The organism is Halomicrobium sp. HM KBTZ05, assembly GCF_041530035.1.
Taxonomy (GTDB): domain Archaea; phylum Halobacteriota; class Halobacteria; order Halobacteriales; family Haloarculaceae; genus Halomicrobium.
This window is the reverse complement of the sequence record NZ_CP168057.1, coordinates 2,591,088-2,612,657: the sequence shown is the minus strand read 5'-3', so window position 1 is coordinate 2,612,657 and position 21,570 is coordinate 2,591,088. Positions and strand designations below refer to the sequence as shown.

18 protein-coding genes and 1 tRNA gene are annotated in these 21,570 nt (G+C 57.0%); 13 read left to right on the top strand and 6 right to left on the bottom strand.

The annotated features are described in order from the left end of the window. Positions 1-32: 32 nt before the first annotated feature. The gene (locus ACAH01_RS13530) at positions 33-1,271 is read right to left on the bottom strand and encodes a PQQ-binding-like beta-propeller repeat protein (protein ID WP_372479549.1); all 1,239 of its coding nucleotides are present in this window, start codon (positions 1,269-1,271) and stop codon (positions 33-35) included. Positions 1,272-1,416: 145 nt separating this feature from the next. Further along, on the bottom strand, positions 1,417-2,016 hold the full coding sequence (trmY, locus tag ACAH01_RS13525; protein WP_372479548.1) for a tRNA (pseudouridine(54)-N(1))-methyltransferase TrmY: 600 nt from the start codon (positions 2,014-2,016) through the stop codon (positions 1,417-1,419). 422 nt (positions 2,017-2,438) lie between these two features. Here trmY and ACAH01_RS13520 point away from each other — a divergent pair, with 422 nt between their 5' ends. The 4 genes from ACAH01_RS13520 (at position 2,439) to ACAH01_RS13505 (ending at position 4,755) form a co-directional block, all read left to right on the top strand. Beyond that, on the top strand, positions 2,439-3,371 hold the full coding sequence (locus tag ACAH01_RS13520) for a VOC family protein (RefSeq protein ID WP_372479547.1): 933 nt from the start codon (positions 2,439-2,441) through the stop codon (positions 3,369-3,371). Then, a complete protein-coding gene (locus ACAH01_RS13515) occupies positions 3,368-4,039 on the top strand; it encodes an alpha/beta hydrolase (RefSeq protein WP_372479546.1) in 672 nt (223 codons plus the stop codon). The genes ACAH01_RS13520 and ACAH01_RS13515 overlap by 4 nt, the downstream gene beginning before the upstream one ends. A gap of 87 nt (positions 4,040-4,126) precedes the next feature. Next, complete coding sequence (locus ACAH01_RS13510; RefSeq protein WP_153552795.1) at positions 4,127-4,366, top strand: antitoxin VapB family protein; 240 nt, start codon at positions 4,127-4,129, stop codon at positions 4,364-4,366. After that, the gene (locus ACAH01_RS13505; protein ID WP_372479545.1) at positions 4,363-4,755 is read left to right on the top strand and encodes a type II toxin-antitoxin system VapC family toxin; all 393 of its coding nucleotides are present in this window, start codon (positions 4,363-4,365) and stop codon (positions 4,753-4,755) included. The genes ACAH01_RS13510 and ACAH01_RS13505 overlap by 4 nt, the downstream gene beginning before the upstream one ends. A 367-nt stretch (positions 4,756-5,122) precedes the next feature. On the opposite strand, the gene ACAH01_RS13500 is transcribed toward ACAH01_RS13505, so the two are convergent. Then, positions 5,123-5,195: transfer RNA gene (locus ACAH01_RS13500), tRNA-Pro, on the bottom strand. A 375-nt stretch (positions 5,196-5,570) separates the two neighbouring features. Here ACAH01_RS13500 and ACAH01_RS13495 point away from each other — a divergent pair. From ACAH01_RS13495 to ACAH01_RS13475, 5 genes are all read left to right on the top strand, one after another. Next, on the top strand, positions 5,571-6,482 hold the full coding sequence (locus ACAH01_RS13495) for an ABC transporter ATP-binding protein (protein WP_153552828.1): 912 nt from the start codon (positions 5,571-5,573) through the stop codon (positions 6,480-6,482). A gap of 5 nt (positions 6,483-6,487) precedes the next feature. Further along, entirely contained in the window at positions 6,488-7,330 is an 843-nt protein-coding gene (locus ACAH01_RS13490; RefSeq protein ID WP_206039139.1) for an ABC transporter permease subunit, read from the top strand. A 485-nt stretch (positions 7,331-7,815) separates the two neighbouring features. Continuing rightward, positions 7,816-8,646 (top strand): IS5 family transposase, encoded by an 831-nt coding sequence (locus ACAH01_RS13485; RefSeq protein WP_372479544.1) that lies wholly within the window; start codon positions 7,816-7,818, stop codon positions 8,644-8,646. A gap of 353 nt (positions 8,647-8,999) precedes the next feature. Then, on the top strand, positions 9,000-10,457 hold the full coding sequence (locus tag ACAH01_RS13480; protein ID WP_372480809.1) for a sugar transferase: 1,458 nt from the start codon (positions 9,000-9,002) through the stop codon (positions 10,455-10,457). A gap of 91 nt (positions 10,458-10,548) precedes the next feature. Continuing rightward, positions 10,549-11,631 (top strand): glycosyltransferase family 4 protein, encoded by a 1,083-nt coding sequence (locus ACAH01_RS13475; protein WP_372479543.1) that lies wholly within the window; start codon positions 10,549-10,551, stop codon positions 11,629-11,631. Here the strand turns inward: ACAH01_RS13475 and asnB are convergent. Then, positions 11,624-13,450: an asparagine synthase (glutamine-hydrolyzing) gene (asnB, locus tag ACAH01_RS13470; protein WP_372479542.1), complete on the bottom strand. Its 1,827-nt coding sequence runs from the start codon at positions 13,448-13,450 to the stop codon at positions 11,624-11,626. The genes ACAH01_RS13475 and asnB overlap by 8 nt on opposite strands. A 133-nt stretch (positions 13,451-13,583) precedes the next feature. Between asnB and ACAH01_RS13465 the strand changes: the two genes are divergently transcribed. After that, positions 13,584-14,753, top strand: a complete 1,170-nt coding sequence (locus ACAH01_RS13465) for a glycosyltransferase (protein WP_372479541.1) — start codon at positions 13,584-13,586, stop codon at positions 14,751-14,753. Positions 14,754-14,768: 15 nt separating this feature from the next. On the opposite strand, the gene ACAH01_RS13460 is transcribed toward ACAH01_RS13465, so the two are convergent. Then, positions 14,769-15,992, bottom strand: a complete 1,224-nt coding sequence (locus ACAH01_RS13460; protein WP_372479540.1) for an O-antigen ligase family protein — start codon at positions 15,990-15,992, stop codon at positions 14,769-14,771. Between the two features lie 104 nt (positions 15,993-16,096). Between ACAH01_RS13460 and ACAH01_RS13455 the strand changes: the two genes are divergently transcribed. Beyond that, entirely contained in the window at positions 16,097-17,491 is a 1,395-nt protein-coding gene (locus tag ACAH01_RS13455) for a sulfatase-like hydrolase/transferase (RefSeq protein WP_372479539.1), read from the top strand. Here ACAH01_RS13455 and ACAH01_RS13450 read toward each other — a convergent pair. Then, positions 17,482-18,651, bottom strand: coding sequence for a glycosyltransferase family 4 protein (locus ACAH01_RS13450; protein WP_372479538.1), 1,170 nt, complete (start codon positions 18,649-18,651; stop codon positions 17,482-17,484). The genes ACAH01_RS13455 and ACAH01_RS13450 overlap by 10 nt on opposite strands. 177 nt (positions 18,652-18,828) lie before the next feature. On the opposite strand from ACAH01_RS13450, the gene ACAH01_RS13445 reads away from it, so the two are divergent. Then, complete coding sequence (locus ACAH01_RS13445) at positions 18,829-19,734, top strand: glycosyltransferase family 2 protein (protein ID WP_372479537.1); 906 nt, start codon at positions 18,829-18,831, stop codon at positions 19,732-19,734. A 215-nt stretch (positions 19,735-19,949) separates the two neighbouring features. Beyond that, on the top strand, positions 19,950-21,392 hold the full coding sequence (locus ACAH01_RS13440) for a lipopolysaccharide biosynthesis protein (protein ID WP_372479536.1): 1,443 nt from the start codon (positions 19,950-19,952) through the stop codon (positions 21,390-21,392). The last annotated feature ends 178 nt before the right edge of the window (positions 21,393-21,570 follow it).

The following is a 21,570-nucleotide window of genomic DNA, read 5'->3' as shown; positions in this document are numbered from 1 at the left end:
ACTTTCGGGACCGCCCCAGCCGTCACCGCCGGTCACTCGTCGGCGACGATGCGGTACAGCCCGCCGGTGGGGCCCTCGCCCTCCAGCGACGCCTCGGAGGTTCGCTCGGCGACGTAGATTGCACTGTCGGTGACCAGCGGGGTGCTGGTGACCTCGCCCTCGGCCGGGACGGTCCAGACCTCTTCGCCCGTCGACTTCGCCAGCGCGGACAGCGTCGGCTCGTAGGACCCCACGAGGACGTGCTCGCTGGTCACGGTCGGACAGCCGATGACGGGGCCACCCACGTCCGTCTCCCACTGCTCGTCGCCGCTGTCGGTGTCGAGAGCGTACAGCGACTCGTGCTGGTCGCCGACGTAGACGGTGCCCGTCGCTCCCTCGACGGCGGGGCCGGCCATCACTGACGCGCCCAGATCGGTCGCCCACTGCTCGGTGCCGTCCGACAGCGCGACGCGGTAGACCCTGTCGCTCCACGAGCCGAAGAACGCGCTCCCGTCCCAGGTCGCGATCGGCCCCTTGATTTCCTCGCCGGTGTCGTAGCGCCAGAGGAACTCGTGGTCGGGATACGACCAGCCGTAGAGGGAGCCGTCGTTCGAGCCCACGACCAGCCGACCGGCCGCCCGGTCGATCGCACACGTCGAGTGTGGGTGGTCCGTGATCCGGCGATCCTCCCAGCGGACCTCGCCCGTGACGGCGTCGAGCGCGAAGATGGCACCGCTCGGTTCGTAGTACTCGACGGCGATGTAGAGCCGTCCGTCGTGGTAGCCGGGACTGGAGCCGATGGCGTCGCCCAGCTGCGTGCGCCAGTACTGCTCGCCCGTCTCCAGATCCAACGCGTACAGCGCCCCGTCGTACGCGCCGACGTAGACAGTCCCGTTCGCGATCGCTGGCGTGCCGTGGAATCCCCGCGACGTGTCCGTGGCGTCGGCTCGCCACCGCCGTCTCCCGTCGGGCCGGACCGCCCACACCTCGCCGGTGTCGCCGGTGACGACGATATCGCCGTTCGGTGCCAGCACGGGACTGCCCTTCGCCGCGGTGTGTCCGCCCGTGTTGAGGCCGTCGAGTCGCCAGTCGACGGTCACCGAGGAGGGAATCGTCTGTTCGGGGAACACACCCCGTCTGGTGGTTTCGCCACGGAACTGCGTGTCGGCCGTCTCGGCTGGCGGCCTCTCCGGGCCGCCTCCGAGCGTCCGCAAGCGACCGAGACAGCCGGCCGTCCCGATCGCCGCGGTCGTTCCCACGCCTGCGAGGAACCGCCGTCTGCGCTCGTCCATACCTCACCCCAACGCGGGGACCGAGTCAAGTGGCTTTCGCACGCTCCGGGGGCGCGCTCCTGGCTCATACTACCGGCTGTACATCTGTGACCGATTTCGCCACCCCGAGGTGGCGAAGCTCTTCACGAAGTGACAGCTGGCAGTATCACTCGGTGGACCGGTAGCCGTCGGTGTCGAGGAAGTTGTGGGCGACGGTGATCGCGTGGTTGGCGTGTAACGGCTGTGGGCCAAGCGAGAGCCGCCGGTCGACGGCGTCGTCCAGCAGGGCCTGTTCGGCGTCGGTGAAATCTCGGTGATCCGAGAGGACGAACACCGGATCGGTCGGCGGCGTCGCGTCGACGACGGGGTCGCCGTCGGCGTGCAACTGGACGACCGTCCCCGCCGTCGCCACGTCTTCGAGCGTCCCCTCGAATCCCCGGCGGGTCAGCGAGATGCCGGGCGAGGTTTCGACTGGCACGTGGCCGATGGCTTCCTCGCGCTCTTCGAGGGCCGTGCGGATCAGGGCCGCCGTCGAGCGCTCGTCCGGGTTGAGCCGCCGGACCGTGTCGCTGTCGACGGTGACCGTGTACTCGTCGCCCAGCACGAGGTGGACGCGTACGTCCTCGCGGACGTCGTGACTGAGGAAGACGGCGGCCGAGACACACCGACAGAGCACGTCGAGTCGCCCCGCCGCCCCCGCGAGATCGTCCAGCGAGAAGTCGGGCGTCGTGGGGGCGTCGTGGCCGATGATGACGAACTGGCGCATACCGACGGCGAGGACGTGTGGGGACAAGAACGCTCGCTTTCGACGCAGGTATTCGGCGAGGAGGCAAGACCGGCAACAAGGCACCGAAAGCCCTCGGCTCGCTAGCCGGATCTGTGTCGGATATTCTCCCTGCGGTCGAATAGTGCCGCCGCAGATCCGGCTACCGCGCCTCGCCCTTTCATCCGCCAGGACGTAGACTGTGGAGCTATCCACGTGCCTGGCGGATGAAAGGGCGAGTGCAGTTCCGGGAACCCGGACTCCACAAGCACCGCAACAACGTGAGGAGCACAGTGTGGGTCCCGGGACCGGAACGGCACGAGGGCTTTCGGTGTCTGCACGCTGGTTGTACCCGTTTCTCTCGAACGCCCTCTTTCGTCTGCCGCCGGGACTATCACCACCGATCCCCAACAGACGTTTATCAGATGCTCACCGATACGCCGGGGATCCACCACGTCACGTCGATGGTCGGGGACCCGCAGGCGAATCTCGACTTCTACGCCGACGTGCTGGGACTGCGCCTCGTCAAGCGCACCGTCAACCACGAGGACGTGCTGCGCTACCACCTCTACTACGGCAACGCCACCGGCGACCTCGGGACGATCTACACCTGCTTTCCCTACCCCAACGAGCCGCCGGGGCGGCGCGGGCGACCGGGAATCGACGCCGCCGCCTTCGCCGTTCCGCCGGGGTCACTCGACTTCTGGGCGGACCGCCTCGCCACACACGGCGTCGACGCCGAGCGCCGCGAGCGCCTCGGCGAGTCCCTGCTCCGGTTCGAGGATCCCGCGGGGACGCGCCTCGAACTCGTGGCCGCCGACGCGCCGGTCGCCTCCTGGCAGGCGGGCCCCGTCCCAACCGAGCACGGGATCAGGGGCCTCCACGGCGTCACGACCCATCCCGTCGATCCCTACCAGACCGCGAGCGTCCTCGAAACGCTCGGCCTCGAACAGGTCGCCGAGAGTGACGATCGGGTCCGCTACCGCGCATCCGGTGACTACGCGACCGTCGTCGACCTGCTCGACCGCGAGGGCACCTTCGGCCGCGAGGGCGTGGGGACGATCCACCACGTCGCCCTGCGCGTCGCCGACGACGAGTTGCGCGAGTGGCACGACCTCTTCCGGGACCGTGACGTTCGCGTCTCGCGCATCCACGATCGGCACTACTACCGAGCGATCTACGTCCGGGAACCAGGCGGGATCCTGATCGAACTCGCGACGGAGTCACCGGGCCTGACCGTCGACGAGGACGCCGCCGACCTCGGCGGGTCGCTCGTCCTGCCACCGTGGGCCGAAGAGGACCGGTCGATGATCGAGGAGCAGTTGCCTCCGGTCGAGGTCCCTCACCGCGACGGATGAGCGAGCACAGTCCTACTGACGACGCGCCCGGTCCCCACGGCGGCCGGCCGATCGTCACCGCGGGCGCGCCCCGAGGAGCCACGGAAGCCGTCGTCCTCGCGCTCCACGGCCGGGGCGCGACCGCACAGGGCATCGTTGCCCTCCTCGATCCGATCTCCCACCACGGCGTCACCGTCGTCGCCCCTGACGCCCACCGAAGCAGGTGGTATCCATACGCTGGCACCCAGCCGATCGAGCGCAACGAACCACACGTCTCGTCTGCCCTCGCCGTCGTCGAGGCCCTCCTCGAACACGTCGTCGAGACCTTCGGCGTGGACCGTGACCACGTCGTCCTCGTCGGCTTCTCGCAGGGGGCCTGCGTCGCCGCCGAGTTCGCCGCCCGCAACCCCGACCGGTACGGCGGCGTAGCCGCCCTCAGTGGCACGCTGCTCGGTCCGGCCCTGGATTCCGGGGGCTACGCAGGGACGCTCGACGGGACGCCGGTGCTCGTGGCCTCGGGCGACGAAGACTCACACGTCTCCGCCGACCGGGCGCGAGCCACTGCGGAAGTGTTCCGGTCGCTCGATGGGGATGTGACTGAGCGTCGCTACGAGGGCGTGGGCCACGAGGTCACCGACGAGGAATTCGACGTTCTCGGGTCGGTGCTCGAAACGCTGGTCGACAGCTGATAGCCGTCATTGGTTGGATCGTGCAGTCGGAATCAGTCGGCACGTGGTGGCGGTAGCCTTTTCAACTCTGTAAACGAGTGTTTACATATGGGGACGAAGCACGTCCGGCTCGACGAAGACGTCTACGAGACGATCCGAGCGCGAAAACACGAGGACGAGACCTTCTCGGAGGCCGTCGATCGGCTCGTCGGCGGCCCCTCGCTGCTGGAGATCGCCGGTATCCTCTCGGACGAGGAAGCGGACGGGTTCCGTGAAGCAGTCGACGAGGTAGACGCCGTCGACAACAAGGATCTCGACGAGCTGGTCGACCGTTTCGAGGGCACATGATCCTCGATACGTCGTTTTTGATCGATATAATGAACGGACAGACCGACGCCGTGACGAAGGCCGGTCAGCTGGACTCGAATCCCGTTGTCGAACGAATCCCCGCGCAGGTCGTGTACGAGTTGTACGTCGGTGTCGGATACACCGAGACGCCCGAAGCGGAGGTCGAGAAGATCCAGTCGATCGTCGACACTCGCCCCGTCGAGGAGACAACGCCGGAGATCGCGCGTCTCGCTGGCCGGCTCAACGGGTCACTGAAGCGTCAGGGACAGACAGTCTCGACCGGAGATATACTGATCGGAGCGACTGCACGCCACTACGACGAGCCGGTCGTTACCGGCAACCCCACCGATTTCGAACCGATCCCCGACCTCGAGATCGAGCGATACTGAGACACGGTCGCCATGGCAACGAGCGTCGATGCCGCAGTCGACAGTTGCTGCGAACCAGCATCAACTGTCAGTTCATGCGGGGTACGAGTCGGGCTCGTTTTACGATCTCGGCCCCAGCAGATGAGTTCTCCAGGGTGATATCTTTACGTTCGCTGTTTCTCTTGCACGCACAAACACGATATTTACCCAGTGATTGCATTTGAGAGTCCTCAGTGCAACGCTCGACGTGGAACGGTCCTGCTGTATCGAACAGCGACCACGCAATGATCGTGTTGTGTCACCAAGCCGGTGAAGTAGCGTATTTCGTTCTATTCCAACGTACACTGAACTCTGCGTTCTCAGGACTTCTCGCGTAGTAGAGTGAAAATGGGCCGGCGCGAATTCGAATCGCGGTTACGGCCACCCGAAGGCCGAAGGATACCAAGCTACCCCACCGGCCCGTGACGTAGCAGTTGAGGAAACGGTGGGCGACGGTTTAATCGTTGCGAAATGCTGGGCCTTCGGGACGGGTTGGCTCACCTGCTTCTCGCCTCGACAGTTTATACACTCTCTTCGGAGCCAGGTCATGATCCACTGGAAACGAGTCTCTGGATCGGATCGCAGACACCTACTTCGGCGATGGGGCTAAGAGCTATCTTCGGTACGGGAAGCCCCGCCGTTCACGGCGGGGAGGATGTCACTGACAAAGACGGATGGCTCGTCCACAATCGGAACTGGAGTGTTCGTGATCCGGTTCTTGTTGTACATCGTCGTCTGGGAGTACGAATAACCAGAATATATTTGTAAACACACTATAAACACAGGATGCCCTCCAGATGACTGCCATCGAAACCACGAAGCTGACGAAACGGTATGGTGAGGAAACAGCGCTTGATGAGTTTACTCTCCGCGTAGAACGTGGAGAAGTGTTTGGTTTCCTCGGCCCGAACGGCGCGGGGAAATCGACGACCATCGACATTTTCCTGGATTTCATCCGGCCGACCGACGGGCACGCTGTCGTTGCAGACTACGACCCACAGCAAACCCCGCGAAAGGTACGACAGAACATCGGTGTTCTTCCAGATGAGTACAGCCTCTACGACTCACTCACTGGAATAGAACACATCGAACTAGCCAAAGATCTGCACGGAAGTGAGGAGGACACCGATGCCCTCCTCTCCCGTGTTGGACTGACTGATGCCGGCGACCAAGCCGTCGGGAGCTACTCGAAAGGCATGGCGCAGCGACTGGCGTTCGGTATGGCACTCGTTGGTGATCCCGATGTACTCATTCTCGATGAACCATCGGCAGGCATCGACCCGAACGGCCTCCAGGACATGCGAGAGATGATCCGAGCGGAAGCCGAAGCTGGCACAACGATTTTCTTTTCGACCCACATCCTCGAACAGGTCGAAGCAGTCTGTGACCGCGTTGCAATCATCAACGACGGCGAACTCGTCGCCGTCGATACGATTGCCGGGCTGCGTGATGTATTCGACAGACAATCGACTCTGACTCTGTCGATTGACGGCACGCCGACGGCGCTCGAACTGGGCGACCTCAACGGTGTCAGCGATGTCGAATACACTGACGGGACTCTCACCGTCAAGCTGCGTGATCCGCAGTTGAAATCCACGGTCATCGCGCAAGTGGAAGCCTCTGGTGTCTCCGTAACCAACATCGAAATTGAGGAAGCGTCACTGGCTGATCTGTTTAGTCAACTCACAACTGGCGGTGATTCGGAATGAGTTCGTTGACAACGATCGCACGGAAAGATTTCAAAGATTCACTGCGTACTCGGTCGATCTGGGTGATCGCCGGGGCGATGACGATTCTCTGCCTGTCGCACATTCTGGCGTTTCTATCCTCCCCGATTGCCGATCAGCACACGCAGCCGTTCATTCTTGCTGTCGCTCAGTTCACGCTCTGGCTGCCGCTCGCGGCAATCGGCATCGGGTTCAAATCCATCGTCGGCGAACGGACCTCTGGAAGCATCCGTATTCTGCTCGGACAGCCAGGGACCCGTCGCAGCGTCGTCTACGGCACCTACCTCGGCCGATTACTGATACTGGCAACAACTGTTTTACTCGCCCTCGCAGTCATGGCTGTCGTCGTTGCCTTCGGATTTGGAATCATCGGGTTCATCAACGTACTCGGCGGTACGATAGCGCTGCTCCTCTTTGCGTTCGCATGGATCGGCCTTACCGTCGGCGTATCCAGTTTCGTCGCCAGCGAAACACGCGCTATCGGTCTCGTAATGGGGATTTATGCAGTTGTTGAGCCACTCTGGCGGAACCTCATCCTCCGGTTGTTCGCAGTTGTCTTCACCGGGACCACACAAACACCGAGCCAGGCGACCGTTTTCTACTCGCTTGAGGAACCTACGTGGTACCTCTACGTTAATCGACTGAGCCCGGCCGAAGCGTTCAACGCTGCACGCTACTACATTCCAGATCTCATCGAAAGCATTTGGTACGGAACAACAATCTCCGGGCCGCATGCTCCGAACATATTCGGTGTCCTGGTCCTGATTGGATGGGCGACGATTCCAGTCTTCCTTGGATATCGACGATTCGAAGGGGCTGACTTGGGCTAGTACTATGTGGCCTTCGAGAGTGGCCGACGAGCGACAACGAACGCGAGCAGGCCTCGCCCGTTCATCCACCAGATGGCGGTTATAGCAACAATTGAAACGGTTTACACACTGATCGCACTGTGTCGTGCGATCGGGTGTGCATTGGCTTTCAATCAGCGTGTCATAGAAGTCTTCATATGTTACAGTCAGATATATTATCTTTTCAGAGCGTTACAGTTGTAGAAACCCGTACACCAGGTGCACGGGGCCTAGAACTGTTCAGAGATAGGCCCTTTATTTCCGTATACTGACTGTTCTTGCTCGGTTGGCGTAGTTTAGCTTAGTGACCGTGATTTCTATGAAGTCGTGGACAGCGAACTCGGAGCCAATAACGCTGAATCCGTCGACAGCCATGAGAACAGTTCTATGGGCTCTGTTGAATCACCAGACGGTGTCGGGATAGGTCGCTAAATCAAAGGAGTTGAAGCGGGATAATTTGGTTGTCCATGACACAAATCTCCCGCTTCACTGGAGAGATTGTACCGATTGCTCAAAGAGTTACTGGCGATGGAGACGAATCCGCCGCCACCTTCCGGGGCGGCGGATTCGCCGATTACGCCCTCGTTTCTCTCCATTGTCTGCGGATTTACCTTGATGCGTCCTACCGAATGACGATTGGCTTGCTCAAAGAGATGCCACAAATAACCGGGGAGATCGGCCTCAATGCGGCCGATCTCCCCTCTCCATCCACGTTGTGTAAAGCGTTCGACCGGATCGAGATGAGCATTTGTCGAGTGTTGCTGCGCCAGTCGGCGCAGCTACACGACCCATCGAAACACGCTGCTATCGACGCCACATTCTACGAACGCTCGGCCGCCAGCCGCCACTACTGCCAGCGAATCAGCTACCGCGTGCAGAAGCTAAAAGTTACGAAACTCGTCGATACAGACACTCAAGCCGTCCTTGACGTACACTGTTCGACGAATCGGGAAGGAAGCGACGCAGACCTCGCCGAGCAGATCGCCCGCCGGAACGCGGGCGATCTGCGGTCTCTGGCCGCCGACAAAGGCTATGAGAAGCAAGCGCTCCGCGAAGCATTGCGTGAACTCGGCATCAGACCCCTCATCAAGCACCGCATCTTCGCTCCCTACGACCACGCACACAACGCCAGAATCGACGAACAGCGCTACAATCAACGCTCGATGACTGAGACCGTCAATTCGGCTGTGAAGCGCTCGCTCGGCTTCGCCGTGCGAGCGCGATCCTGGTTTCGTGAGTTCCACGAAATCGCCCTGATGTGTGTCGTCTACAACATTAAACGTGCTGTGAAACAGTGAAATCTACCACGTTATGGCGATTCAACACAGCCGTTGCAAGTGAGTGACCACGAAGCGAGCAGATTTGATGAATGAGGTGACTGTCCTACGATCGACTGCTGGCCAGCAACTGAGTTAACCAACAAAATCGAACCCAACACCCTTCTGTTGGTCAAAATCGTCCTCCTCTCTATCTCTCTTGCGAGCGATAAACCCGGCTGTGAGCCACTGTCCTCATGAGACGCCTATTCCTTCACAACTATCATCGAAAAATGTCGGTATGGGCTCCCGGATTTTTGTCAGTGATATACCTGCCCGCCCTCCGTGGATCAGTAACCGATTTATGTATATATACCGAGAAGGACGGTAAGGCAATGGCGAGTGGCTGGCGGTATCGGATTGTTTCCGTCGTCGGGGTCTTTGCGCTGATCGTGGCCGCAGTCACGGTTGCCAATCACCCGCTCGTCCACTCTGGCTTTCGATTGGTACCCGTCGTCGGACATCTTCCCTTCGACCCCGCCGAGGGGAGAGAGTTCCTCATCGAAGCTGGCACGACGGCCGTCGTCGTCTTGCTGGCACTCGCTCCGCTGTACAAGCCCCGTCCTCACCGGATCCTCGACGTCTCGATGTTCGCCTTGAAACGGACGCTCGTTGGGCTGTTTGCCCTCGCAACGATCGGCTATTTCGATTACACGTATCGCTTGCCGCGAGCGACACTCCTGATCGTCGGATCGTTGCTCGTCGTGGCGATCCCGACGTGGTTTGTGACCATCCGGAGCCGGCCGGCACGTGGCGAGAGCGGTCGGGCGATCATCGTCGGCGACGATCCGAATGAGATCGACCGTATCTTGGCTGCGATCGACATCCCGGTCTTTGGCTACGTCTCCCCTCCGTCGCCCTACGTCGTCGACCAAGCGGGACCGGGGCAACCACAGCTTGCTGACGGTGCTGGCAGTACGGCCGACTCGCTGACGTACACGATGGACCTGGAGTGTCTGGGCGGCCTCTCGCGCCTCGACGACATTCTCGTCGAACACGACATCGATGTCGCCGTGTTCGCCTTCGACGAGACGGATCGAGAGGAGTTCTTTGGCGTGCTGGCGACGTGTCACGAACACGGCGTCGACGCGAAGATCCACCGAGACGAGGCCGACAGCGTCCTCGTCGACGACGACCAGGTCGAGGAGATCGTCGACATCGACGTCGAGCCGTGGGACTGGCAGGAACGGGTGGTAAAGCGAGTCTTCGACGTTGTGTTCGCGGCTGTCGGTCTGCTGTTCGGACTGCCGCTGATGGCAGCCGCTGCCGTAGCGATCAAAATCGAGGACGGTGGCACGATCTTCTATAAGCAGGAACGGACTGCTGAGTTCGGAGACACCTTTCAGGTGTACAAATTCCGGAGTATGATACCGAACGCAGAAGAGCGAACCGGGGCAAAACTAAGCGAGGAAGATCGGGGTAGACGAGATCCACGGGTAACGCGAGTTGGTCGAACTCTTCGGAAGACACATCTCGACGAGATTCCACAGTTGTGGTCGATCCTCGTCGGCGATATGAGTGTCGTCGGTCCACGACCGGAGCGTCCGGAGCTCGATCGCGATATCGAAGAAGGGGTATCCGACTGGCGTCGCCGATGGTTCGTTCGCCCGGGTCTTACGGGTCTCGCGCAGGTCAATGACGTAACCGGTCACGAACCGGTGCAAAAGCTGCGCTACGATGTCGAGTATATTCGCTGTCAGTCGTTCTGGTTCGATCTGAAGATCGTGATTCGGCAGGTTTGGCAGGTCGTTGGTGACATTCTCGAGACGGTTGTCCGTCGTTGGAAACACTGAGAATTCAGGCTCCCTTGGGCCTCCCGAGATTCGTCAAACTACCTCGAGTAAATCGAGAAGGCTATGAGCCGCGAGTTCCGGAACGTAAATCATGCGTATTCTTCGCGTTGCACAGAATTTGTATCCCGAGATTCCTGGCGGTGGGACCTACCACGTTCACGCGATGAGCCGGGATCAGGCCGCGATGAATCACGATGTCACGGTCTTGACGATCTCTGAGGACGAGAGTTTACCACGACGAGAGGAACGGGACGGGTACACGGTGGTACGGCACCAACCGACAGTCGAACTGTTGAGCAACGATATCTCACTCGGCGTCGCACGCTTTCTACGGACAGCTAACGACTTCGACGTGATACACGCTCACTCTCACCTCTATTTTTCGACGAACTTGGCGGCCCTGAAGCGGCGTCTGGGCGATACCCCACTGGCGATTACGAACCACGGGCTCTATTCACAAAATGCTCCCGAGTGGCTGTTCAATCTGTATCTACCGAGTGTGGGACGTTGGACGTTCAACTGCGCCGACGTGGTGTTTTGCTACACTGAAGAAGACAGAACGCGCGTACGGGAACTCGGCGTCGATTCCTGGATCGAAGTAGTGGCTAATGGCGTAGATACCGAGCGGTTTACGCCCGATGGACCGAAGAGTGATCAGATCGATCACGATGGCCCTATTGTGTTGTTCGTCGGGCGACTGGTTGACGGTAAGCGACCCGGGGATGCGGTTCAGGCGGTGTCCCGATTGTCGGACGACCGAAACGCGAAACTCTACGTAATCGGGGACGGACCGCTTCGAGAGGAACTGGGGAAGAATGCCGAGGATGTTGAGTTTCTCGGACACGTGCCTTACAGCGAGATGCCGAAGATCTATCGGTCAGGTGACGTGCTGTTGTTACCGAGTCGGGCTGAAGGATTACCTCGGACCGTGCTCGAGGCGTATTCGTCAGGATTGCCCGTTGTGTCGAGTCACTTAGAGCAGACTGCCTCGGTTGTTCGAGAGGGGGGAGAGACAGTCCCTGTCGGGGATATCGAAAGATACACTGCCGCACTAGAACGGGTTCTCGAAAACAAGGACGCGCTTGGCCATCAAGGTCGCCGTACCGTTGTCGACCGTTTTCGGTGGCAGAGAACTGTCGAGCAGACAACGGAGCATCTGTCGAATATCATATAATATTTCTTCTTCGCAGTCGATTGTGCCACCGGGCGAAGACGTAGACGGACCAGAGAAACTTCCCGTGTTCCTGTCGTTCCGTTTTGTGCTCTTCGAACCGGTCCATAACGGCGTCGGTGTCGACGAGATCTGTGTTGAGGTCTGACATGGCTTGAACGAACTCGTCTGCGAGTTCGTGCTTGAACCACTTGCCGATCGGCATATCGAAGCCTTGCTTGCCCCGCTCCAAGATCGGATCCGGGAGTACATCGTCGAAGGCTCGCTTGAGGATACGCTTTTGCTCACGTGGTGTTATCTTGTAATCTGTCGGGAGCGACATCGCGTACTCGACGACACCGGTATCGAGGAACGGTACCCTGACTTCGAGCGAGTTGTACATACTGGCACGGTCGGTTTTGTGGAGAATTTGGTTTGGCAGTCCGAAGTGTGTATCGACAGCTTGCATTCTGGACATACTGTCCTGTCTCTCTTTCGGAAGATATGAAGTCGCGATTTCGTGTTGCTGCCTGAAGAGTTCACGGCCGGAATCGGAGGGATTCAACTCCCCCAAGCTACTGAGTGCGTTCTCCTCGGCGATCCGTGCCCACTCGAAGTGGCGAGCAGGAGTTTCCGGGATACTCCCCCGAGTAAACTTCTGAACTTTGCGAACAAACTCTCCTCGTACACTGCCTCGGGAGGCGTTGAGTCTTCCAATCACGGGTTCGAGGACTGACCGACGGACGATCGGTGGGAGCTGTCGGTAATAGCGGGAGTAGTATTCGCCCCGGTAGCGGCTGTACCCGGCAAAGAGTTCATCAGCGCCGTCTCCCGAGAGCGCGACAGTAACATCCTTGTTCGTTTCTCGCGAAACAATATATGTGGGGATAATCGATTGATCGGCGAAGGGTTCACCAAGACGGTCGAGGACGTTGGGGATTGCGTCGCGAACCTCGTTCGGCGTCACCGTACACTCGGTGTGGTCGGTGTCGTGGTACTCTGCAACTTCACGTGCAGCCCATGATTCGTCGAACAGTGACTCTTCGAAGCCCACAGTGAATGTTTTTACCGGATCGTCGGTGAGCTCTGCCATCGTCCCGACGACGATACTCGAATCGATGCCTCCACTCAAGAACGCACCCAAAGAGACATCGCTCATGAGTCGTTTCTCGATTGCGTCCTCGACACGCCCCCTGAGTTCTGTCGCTGCCTCTTCCAGAGTGGGTGTTCGCGGTTCGACCGAGGGGGTGTGGAACTGTCTATCGTCGATTTTGTCTTCCGATATAAGAATTAATTCGCCGGGTCTGAGCTTGCGAATGTTCTCGAAGGCCGTCGAAGGTGCGGGAATGTAGCCAACTGAGAAGTAGTTGGCAATGCTCCGTTCATCTATACCGCCGTGATCCACGCCAGATTCGAAGAGTGTTGGAAGCTCCGAGGCGAAGGCAATACGCTCGCCGTCGTTGGCGAGGAGCAGAGGCTTGATACCCATCGGATCCCGAGCGAGGAGGAGACGCTCTCTATTCGAATCCCAAAGGGCAAAGGCGAACATCCCTTCGAGTCGGTCAACGAATGATGGTCCATGTTCCTCGTAGAGGTGAACGAGGACTTCGGTGTCACTATCACTGGTAAATGAGTGACCGCTTTTGATCAACGAGTCACGGAGTGCGGTGTAGTTGTAGAGTTCGCCGTTGAACACAGTGACGATCGACTCGTCTTCGTTGAACATCGGTTGTTGTCCGCTCTCCGGGTCGATAATGCTCAGACGACGGTGTACGAGCGAGATTACACTATCTGTATAAACACCTCCCTCGTCCGGACCCCGATGGACGAGCAGATCCTGCATAGATGTGAGTCGTGATTTCGAGGGGGACCTCCCCGTGGAAAAAATACCAGCAATGCCACACATACCATGTGGACTATCGACGTATATTTGAATCATACGAATTAACCATATCTACTGGAAACGATCTGAACGAATGGGACGCATCCTCGTCATTTGTGCGCAGTCTCCCTACCCGGTCGTCGACGGGGCTAGGTTACGGACGTACAATACCGCTAAAATTCTCCAGCAAGAACACGACATTCACCTGTTGATCGTGAATCAGGAGCCTGATGACGATCTCGAGACGTTGGCGACAGAATTCACAGGGGTGACGTCTTTCAGCCACGAATCGCTCGGTCACGAGTTCACCAAGTACGGACGTGCAGGCGCGGCATTTGCACGAGGCAATCCGATTCGGCCGGCGTACTACCACTTCTCGGACGTTCAGAAGTGGGTGAACGAACACGTTGGCGAATACGATCTGTGTTACGCGAACTACGTCAACACCGTCCCATACGTTCAGGAAGATCGCTTTGTCGTTGACTTTGTCGATTCGATGTCACACAACCGTGCACAGCTCGCCGAGATCCACTCACCGCCCCGGTCGTGGCTGTCTACGGTCGAGTCTCGACGATTAAACTCGTACGAACGAACGGTGGCACAAGCGGCTGAACACTCGTTCGTGACGACGGTCCACGATATGACCGCTATGGGGATACGGAACGACGTGACCGTCGTTCCCAACGGTGTTCGAGAGACGTACCTCGAGAGGCCCAACACAGTCAACACCGATCCTGGGCGAATCGTCTTTCTCGGGCGGATGGACTACTACCCAAACGTAGATGCAGTTCGATACTTCGCCGACGAGGTGTTTCCGCAAGTACGAGCCGAGGTCGACACTGCGTCGTTCGTCGTCGTCGGATCGAATCCATCGGAAGAAGTGCGTACACTCGACACGAGAGAGGGAATCACGGTAACCGGGTTCGTCGACGAACCGGCGGAGCACCTCGAGTTGGCCACGGCGGTCGTGGCACCGATGCGATACGGAACCGGTATCCAGAACAAAGTGCTAGAGGCGATGGCACTCGGAAAACCAGTCGTAACCACATCACTCGGTGCAGCCGGAATCAGCGCTGAGAACGGAACACATCTTTTGGTCGCTGACGACGCGACAGCAATGTCCGAGCGAACTATAGCAGTCCTGACCGACCCGCAGTTGGCAGCCAGTGTCGGCGGCGCTGCCCGAGAGCGAATCTCAGATCAACACACGTGGGACGCCGTCGCACCACAGCTACTGGACGGGATCAGCGAAGCCATGGATTGAACCGGCCACACATACCTACTCTCCGTTGACCTGCTGAGCAAACAACAAACCTGCGAGAATGAAGATCGGTGCGCGAATCTCGAAGCTTGCTGCCGCTGTTCCTGCAATTACCAGACTGTATAAGTAACCGAGGACGAGTACAAAACTATATACTGATTGTCGAGATATGCGGACGACACCTCTGAGGGGTTCGGAAAGGAAGTAGAAAAATGCGAGAAATCCGGGAATGCCAACCTCACTCATCAATCGGAAAAAAATGCTGTGCGGAATGAGCGCATCGACGGAATACCTCGTCTCCCACTGTCGTAGCTCCGGTGTCGAGTACGCGTCTTTGGTCGCGAGCCAATTGTCCGGACCAACACCGAACACAGGATTGTCTAACGACATTCGTATCGAGGTTTCCCAAATATACAATCGTGGATTGTTCAACAGTCCACGCAGTGTTTTGAGTCTGTTTGCCACCTCTGGCATTAACAGTGCGATAGCGAAAGCGGCGACACCGATCATCGCTGCTATTGACAGTGTTCGGAGTAGGATCTCACGCTGGTTCGACCGCTGTCGGAGGTACAGTAACACGACGCCAACACTGAGAGCGCCGACAACCGCTAACCAGACTTTCCGTTCCTGGAAGTAGAGCACTTCGATGCTCAAGAGGCCGGCAATGATAGCGAACCGCCTTGAGAAGCGATGTGAGATCAATATTCCAAGGACCAAGACCAGTGACAATCCCTCAAGTTCGGTGAACAGGCGACCGGAAAACGTACCAATCGAGAGGGTGTAGAACAACGAATAGAACGCTTTGACGGTCCCGATCAAGATGAGTGTCCATATAGCGTATTTCACATCGTCTTCTGTTCGGGCAAGGTTCACGATAACCAGAGACAAGACAATCATCTCGAACCACTGAATGAGTTCAACAATCCCATCTGCCGTGGGACCAGTGACAAATAGACTGCCTGTGACGAAAACGAGGAACACAGCGTATGCTTCGAGTCCTCTCAGCCGCGGAATTCGCAAGATTCCACCCAAGAAGAGCAACGCGGCTGTCACCGCGACCAGGAGGTCTGTGATCGTTACAACCACCGGTCCGATCGAGAGATAGAGTGCCGCAGCAGCACGACCGTCGAGCGGATAGTTGAATGCGAGGGCTATCGACCCGACGAGAACGATCAGAATAGTCCGACGGAGTTGCTCACGTGGCAGGGAGTTGGGGCTATCGCCCTGTATCGCGAACGACATTAGATAGTATCTCTCCGTACTGTTAGTGGATATATCCCCCGTTTCGGATCCGCGAAGTGAAGACACAACTGGGATTTATATCCTTCCAGATTAGAAACCGGTTGATGGCAGACACGATTGTTCTCGTCGTCCTTGACTCCGTACGCTACGACATATTTGAGGACTATCTAAATGAGGCCAGCGGAACGTTTCTATCGACTCTCGCTACGGATAGTGTCTCATTCGACCGGGCGGTCACCCCTGCTCCGTGGAGTCTTCCGGCCCACGCTAGCATGTTTACAGGAAAGTATCCGCGTGAACACGGAGCGACGAATGCCGACACGGCGATCCATCCACAGATTCCGACTCTCTTGACACGTCTCGGCGACGCTGGATACCGCACAGGCTGCTTTACCAGTAATCCGTTCGTCCACCCCGACTATGGATTTGAGGGCTGGGACCATCACCGAAACAATTACAGCGAAAAAATCTATGAAAAAGGGGGTGCGCCCGAGTCAGACGAGGCTGGCATAGGCGAACTGGTCGACGGGGCTCGTCAAGTAATCTCACATCAACATACGTTCCGTACCTTCGTCAACGCAACTTACCGGAAACTACGGACGGGACCCTCCCTCGTGGACGACGGCGGCCGTCGAATGGTTACGGACGCGGTAAACTGGCTCTCTGAAGACGACAGCGATAGCTTCGTGTTTCTCAACTTTATGGAGACACACGACTATCACCGCCGGTTATCTCGGTGGGGTCGGATTAAAAATATCGCAGAGAATGGGCGACTCTCGGAACTGAACAGTCGTGTCGGTGGTGCGGGGATTCAGTACTACGCCGGCAATAGCACAATCGATGAGACAGATCGAGAGTTTTATCGAAAGGTCATGAGAGACGAAATCGGATATGTTGACAAACTGTTGCAGCAATTTTGGAGGGCACTCGAGCGTCAGGAGCGAGCGGAGGACTGTCTGTTCGTCCTCTGTGCAGACCACGGAGAAGGGCTGGGGGAAGGGGACATCGTCTATCATCTCGCTGGTGTGACCGAGCCTCTCGTTCGTGTTCCACTGTTCGTTCGTTCCCCAGACCAGCAGGACGGCCGTATCGAACGGTGGTCGTCTCTCGTGTGGATTTACGATACGATCTGTCGTGAGATCGGAATCGATACCGGCCTAACTCTTCTTGAGGAGTCGACGTACCCCGATCTCGTGGGATCGGAAAACACGAACCGACTGCAGGATTTGCTCGGAGAGATCGACGGCGACGTTTCGGATCAGTACCTACAGAAACGCGTCGCGGTATACCAGGCAGCCGACAGAGACCACAAGTCGGTCCGTCTGGAAGACACCTACGAACGCCGAAAACTGGGCTCCGGGTTGACTGAGTGGACAGTCGATGGCGACGCGAGGGCACTCGTCGATCAGTTTGAGGATTCACTTGAGGTGACAGATGAGACACATATGGATGTTGACGATGCAACTCGTTCTCGACTCGAGGATTTCGGTTACCTCTGACCGTCGTTCAGCGTCACCGAGACGAGGTCAGTGATGTACTTTCGGAAGTTCGAACGACTGAACCGATCGGTCGACTCGTGCAGTCGGTGGGAGAGTGTGTGGCATCGTTCTGGATCGTTCGCCAAACTTGCGAGGCGATCGACAGCCGTCGTTTTGTCCGTGTAGAGACAGTCGTCGACTTTACGCACGATTTCACGCTGTCCACCACTATCGTGGACGACCGGGATCAGTCCGGCTGCCAGCATTTCGGCGAGAGAAATACCGAACGTTTCGTATTGCGTTGCGTTGAGATAGTATCGCTGCATACAGAGCGTCTCAAGTAAGTCGGTATCGCCATGCCGAAGTTCGCCGTGATAGGTGACATATGGTCGATTGGTGGCCATCTCCAGGACATCTTGAGCGTAGGTACTTCCAGTCTCTGGCCCTGCGATGTGATAGTGCATCTCGTGACCACGTTCCTGCAGTTCATCCACAATTTCGATGCCATCTTTGATGCCTTTGATCGGTTCGATCCGGCCGATAGAAACGATACCGTTCTGTCTCTCATTCCACGGACGGAAGAACGTTTTAAAGTTCTCGACATCTACTGGCGGATGTAGAACAGATGGCCGCGTTTCGTAGACCCGTTCAAAGATATCAGCCGTGAATTCTGAATTGCAACAGAAGACCCCGCCGTCGATTACTGACGTTCGGTCGTAGCTGACGATTCGTCTACAGACAGCGTCGTACACGTCCTGAATAGCCGACTGTGCCCCGTAATGGCCGGGAAGTGTAGTCCGATCGAATTGTGGAAGGTGAACGTACTGTATCGAAGGTGAGGGGAGCGGCATTTCGTTGACCGTGCTCATCCAGAGGTCATACGATTTGCTACGGAAGGAACGGGCATATTTACACAACGCTGCCGCCAGAAACAGGTCCAGAGAACGACCCGAGAGTTGAGTCACGGTATCCATGCACAGCACAGAGAGTGGTGGGCGACGGATGCGCACTTCAGGGATCGGCATCTGAAAATAGGCTGCCAATTCGTCAAAATCCGGATCTCGAAACGTGAACAGAGTTATGTCATGCGTGTCTCCAAGAGCTCGCATGATTTCGAGACAGACCGCTTCACCACCGCCTTTTCGCATAAGGTCGTGATGGAGTACGGCAATATCAGCCACTGATACTGAAATATAGTCACCTCATCAAAAAGGCTCGTGATCTATTCGTATCGACTCTTGTTTGACTCTCATTCATCTCCCAAGAACGACACTGATAAATCGTCACCGAACTCAGTATCGGTTGACAAATGCCAGTGCAGGTATCGTCATCTAAATCTCGAGGAGAGAGTCCCTGAAATGCATCCATACGCTCCTATCACTCCTGATCCGGACGAACTGGATGCCAAAGCTGATGTCGTTATGGTCAATTATAATGGGAAGCAAAACCTCGGGCCGGCCCTCGACCGGTGGCTCTCGTTCAAACGAGAGGGATACCTTCGGGACATCATCGTTGTCGACAATAATTCTACAGACGGTTCTACACAGTTCCTGAACGAAGAGTATCCGTCGGTCAAATGTATCGAGAACGACACGAATGTCGGTTGGGGAACCGCGGTGAATATCGGAATTAACCACGCAGCGGCACCGTACGTGTTCGTCTCGAATCCGGATATGCTCGTCGAGGAATCTTGGTGCTACGGACTGTTGCGTTCGATTTCCACGCGCAAAGATGTCGGCGCAGCCACTGGGATAATCCTCCGTCCCTCCGGCGAGATTGATGGTCGAGGTGCCGACTTCGACTGGAAGTTTCGCTTCCGATACGGACCCCCTTCCGATAGCATAAGGGGTGTAGACAGCGTTAGGGGATCGGGAATGTTGATCGATAGAGCAATCTATGAAAGCGTCGACGGTATCGCCGATGATCTCTTCATTCAGTGGGAAGAGGCAGATCTGACACTAAAGATGGAGCGTGCTGGATACGAGACGATTTTTGTTCCCGGTTGTCTCGCCTGGCACTGTGAATCAGTGTCTCAAGAAGCGCCCCTGCAATATTATTACGCTCGAAATCTCTACATTGTGGCCGGACGCCATCTTCCGTTACGTGAGTACGTCCGGGTTCTCGTGGTCAATCTGTTGTTGCAAACGGTCGTTACGTGGGGACTGGTTCTCCTCGGAAGTCGAACCCCGTCCACGGCGTACGAAACGACCCGGGGTAGTCTCTGTGGTGCACTTCGATCACTGTTTGAGCGGGCGTGTCGATAAAGCGGTTGGCAGATGAGTATAAGACACTCGGTGGCTTGACCCACAATCGATCACTTTCGAGCATTCCTCATCGACGAGGGTAGTATCGGGGAAAACATACGAGGCGAGAGCGAAAGTCAGGTCAAGACCGTCGTGTAGATGCGTGGACCCTCCGCAAAGGGTCAGTACGACAACAATATTCGATCATCGATCGACGGACGAGTCCAGGTAGGAATATGATTGACTCAAGCAAGCTACTCTCTGACTTAGGCCTCGTCACCGTGGCGAACGCGCTTAAAAAGGTTCGTGGATTCATTTTTTTGCCAGCACTCACGAAGTTTCTCGGTCCCGAAGGATACGGTGTCTGGGTCCTCGCCTTGCTCTTGATACAACTCGTGCTCCCTGTCGCGTCTTTCTCTCTTATGGATGGCATTCTACGGTACTTGCCGGGGGAGTCAGACAGAGAAACTCGAGTTCGTGTGGGTAACCTGTCTGTATTTGTACTTATCACCTCTACTGCAGTCTGTCTCCTAATCGTCCTCGTGAGCGATGTACTGGCGGTGACTGTTTTCAAAGGGTACGAGCTAGCGGTCGTTGTTGCTGCGATAGCTGTAGTTCCATCAGTGCTTTTTCAGTTCAATACCCGTGTCGTTCGCGCTCAACAGCACCTGAAGATCTGGTCAGTCCTCGACACCGGCCAACGATTGCTTGAGTTGGTCACAGTCGTCACCATTGCCTTTACCGGGTCTGGTATTGTCCATGTTTTGACTGGACTTCTCGCGGCACGCGCTGTTGGAGCGATAGTGTCGTTTGGTGCGGTAGTCTCGATTATCGGGACTCCACTATTGAAATGGCCGAACCAAGAGTATAGATACGTTCAATTCAGTATGAAAATAATACCTTGGAGTCTTTCCCGCTGGTTTATCGATTCGTCTGACCGATTTCTCATCAGCTTCTATATCGGTGCGTCGGCTGTCGGGTATTATTCAGCTGCATATACTGTTGCGATGGGGTTAAGATTACTCGTCCAGCCGCTGATGACTGTCGTTTCGACATCTTTACCACAATTATTTGAAAACGACAGTAAGCAAGCGTGTCAAGCGTACCTGACCCAGTCCAGCCGAGTTTTGACGGTACTTCTCCCACCTGCAATGGTCGGGCTCTCTATGATTCGAACACCAGTTCTCAGTATCATCTCGACACCTCCAATCGCCGAAGCCGGTGCAGTTGTGCTACCTATCATCGTCCTAAGTATTGCAGCGTTCAGTGTGAGCGAGATCTCGACGCAACCACTCTTACTCACAGAGCGTACTGGCTTCATCAGTGGTGTTTGGATCATCGCCGGTTTCTTGAACCTCGGTGGGAACATGCTGCTGCTACCACGGATTGGAATCGTCGGTGCAGCGGTGTCCACAGTCATTGCTTACGTTGTCGTCGCACTAACGCTCTACTTGGCTACTTCGAGAGAAATCAGACCCAAATTCGACTGGAGTCTTTTAGCGAAGACGACGGCTGCAACGGTAATTATGGTACCTGTCGTCGACACATTACTTGGAAGTGGTTTGTTCAATCTGTCTGTATCGATAATTTCTGGATTTTTTGTATTTGTAACATCAATCTACATTATGGGTGGTATAAAAAAGAAAGAGATTGAATTTATCACTGGTTTCTTTCGATAGATATATGTTGGTTAAATGGGGAGATCGTAACAAGATCGCCTCCGCAACGCCCAGTCTGCTCAGAGAACACCAGAAACGCCACTGTCTAGTTGAGGAATTGAGGAATGAGCAGGCCGTGGCGAGTACTGTCTATGGAACGCGCAGATCTGCTCAGAGAAACGTTAGGAACAGACGATCA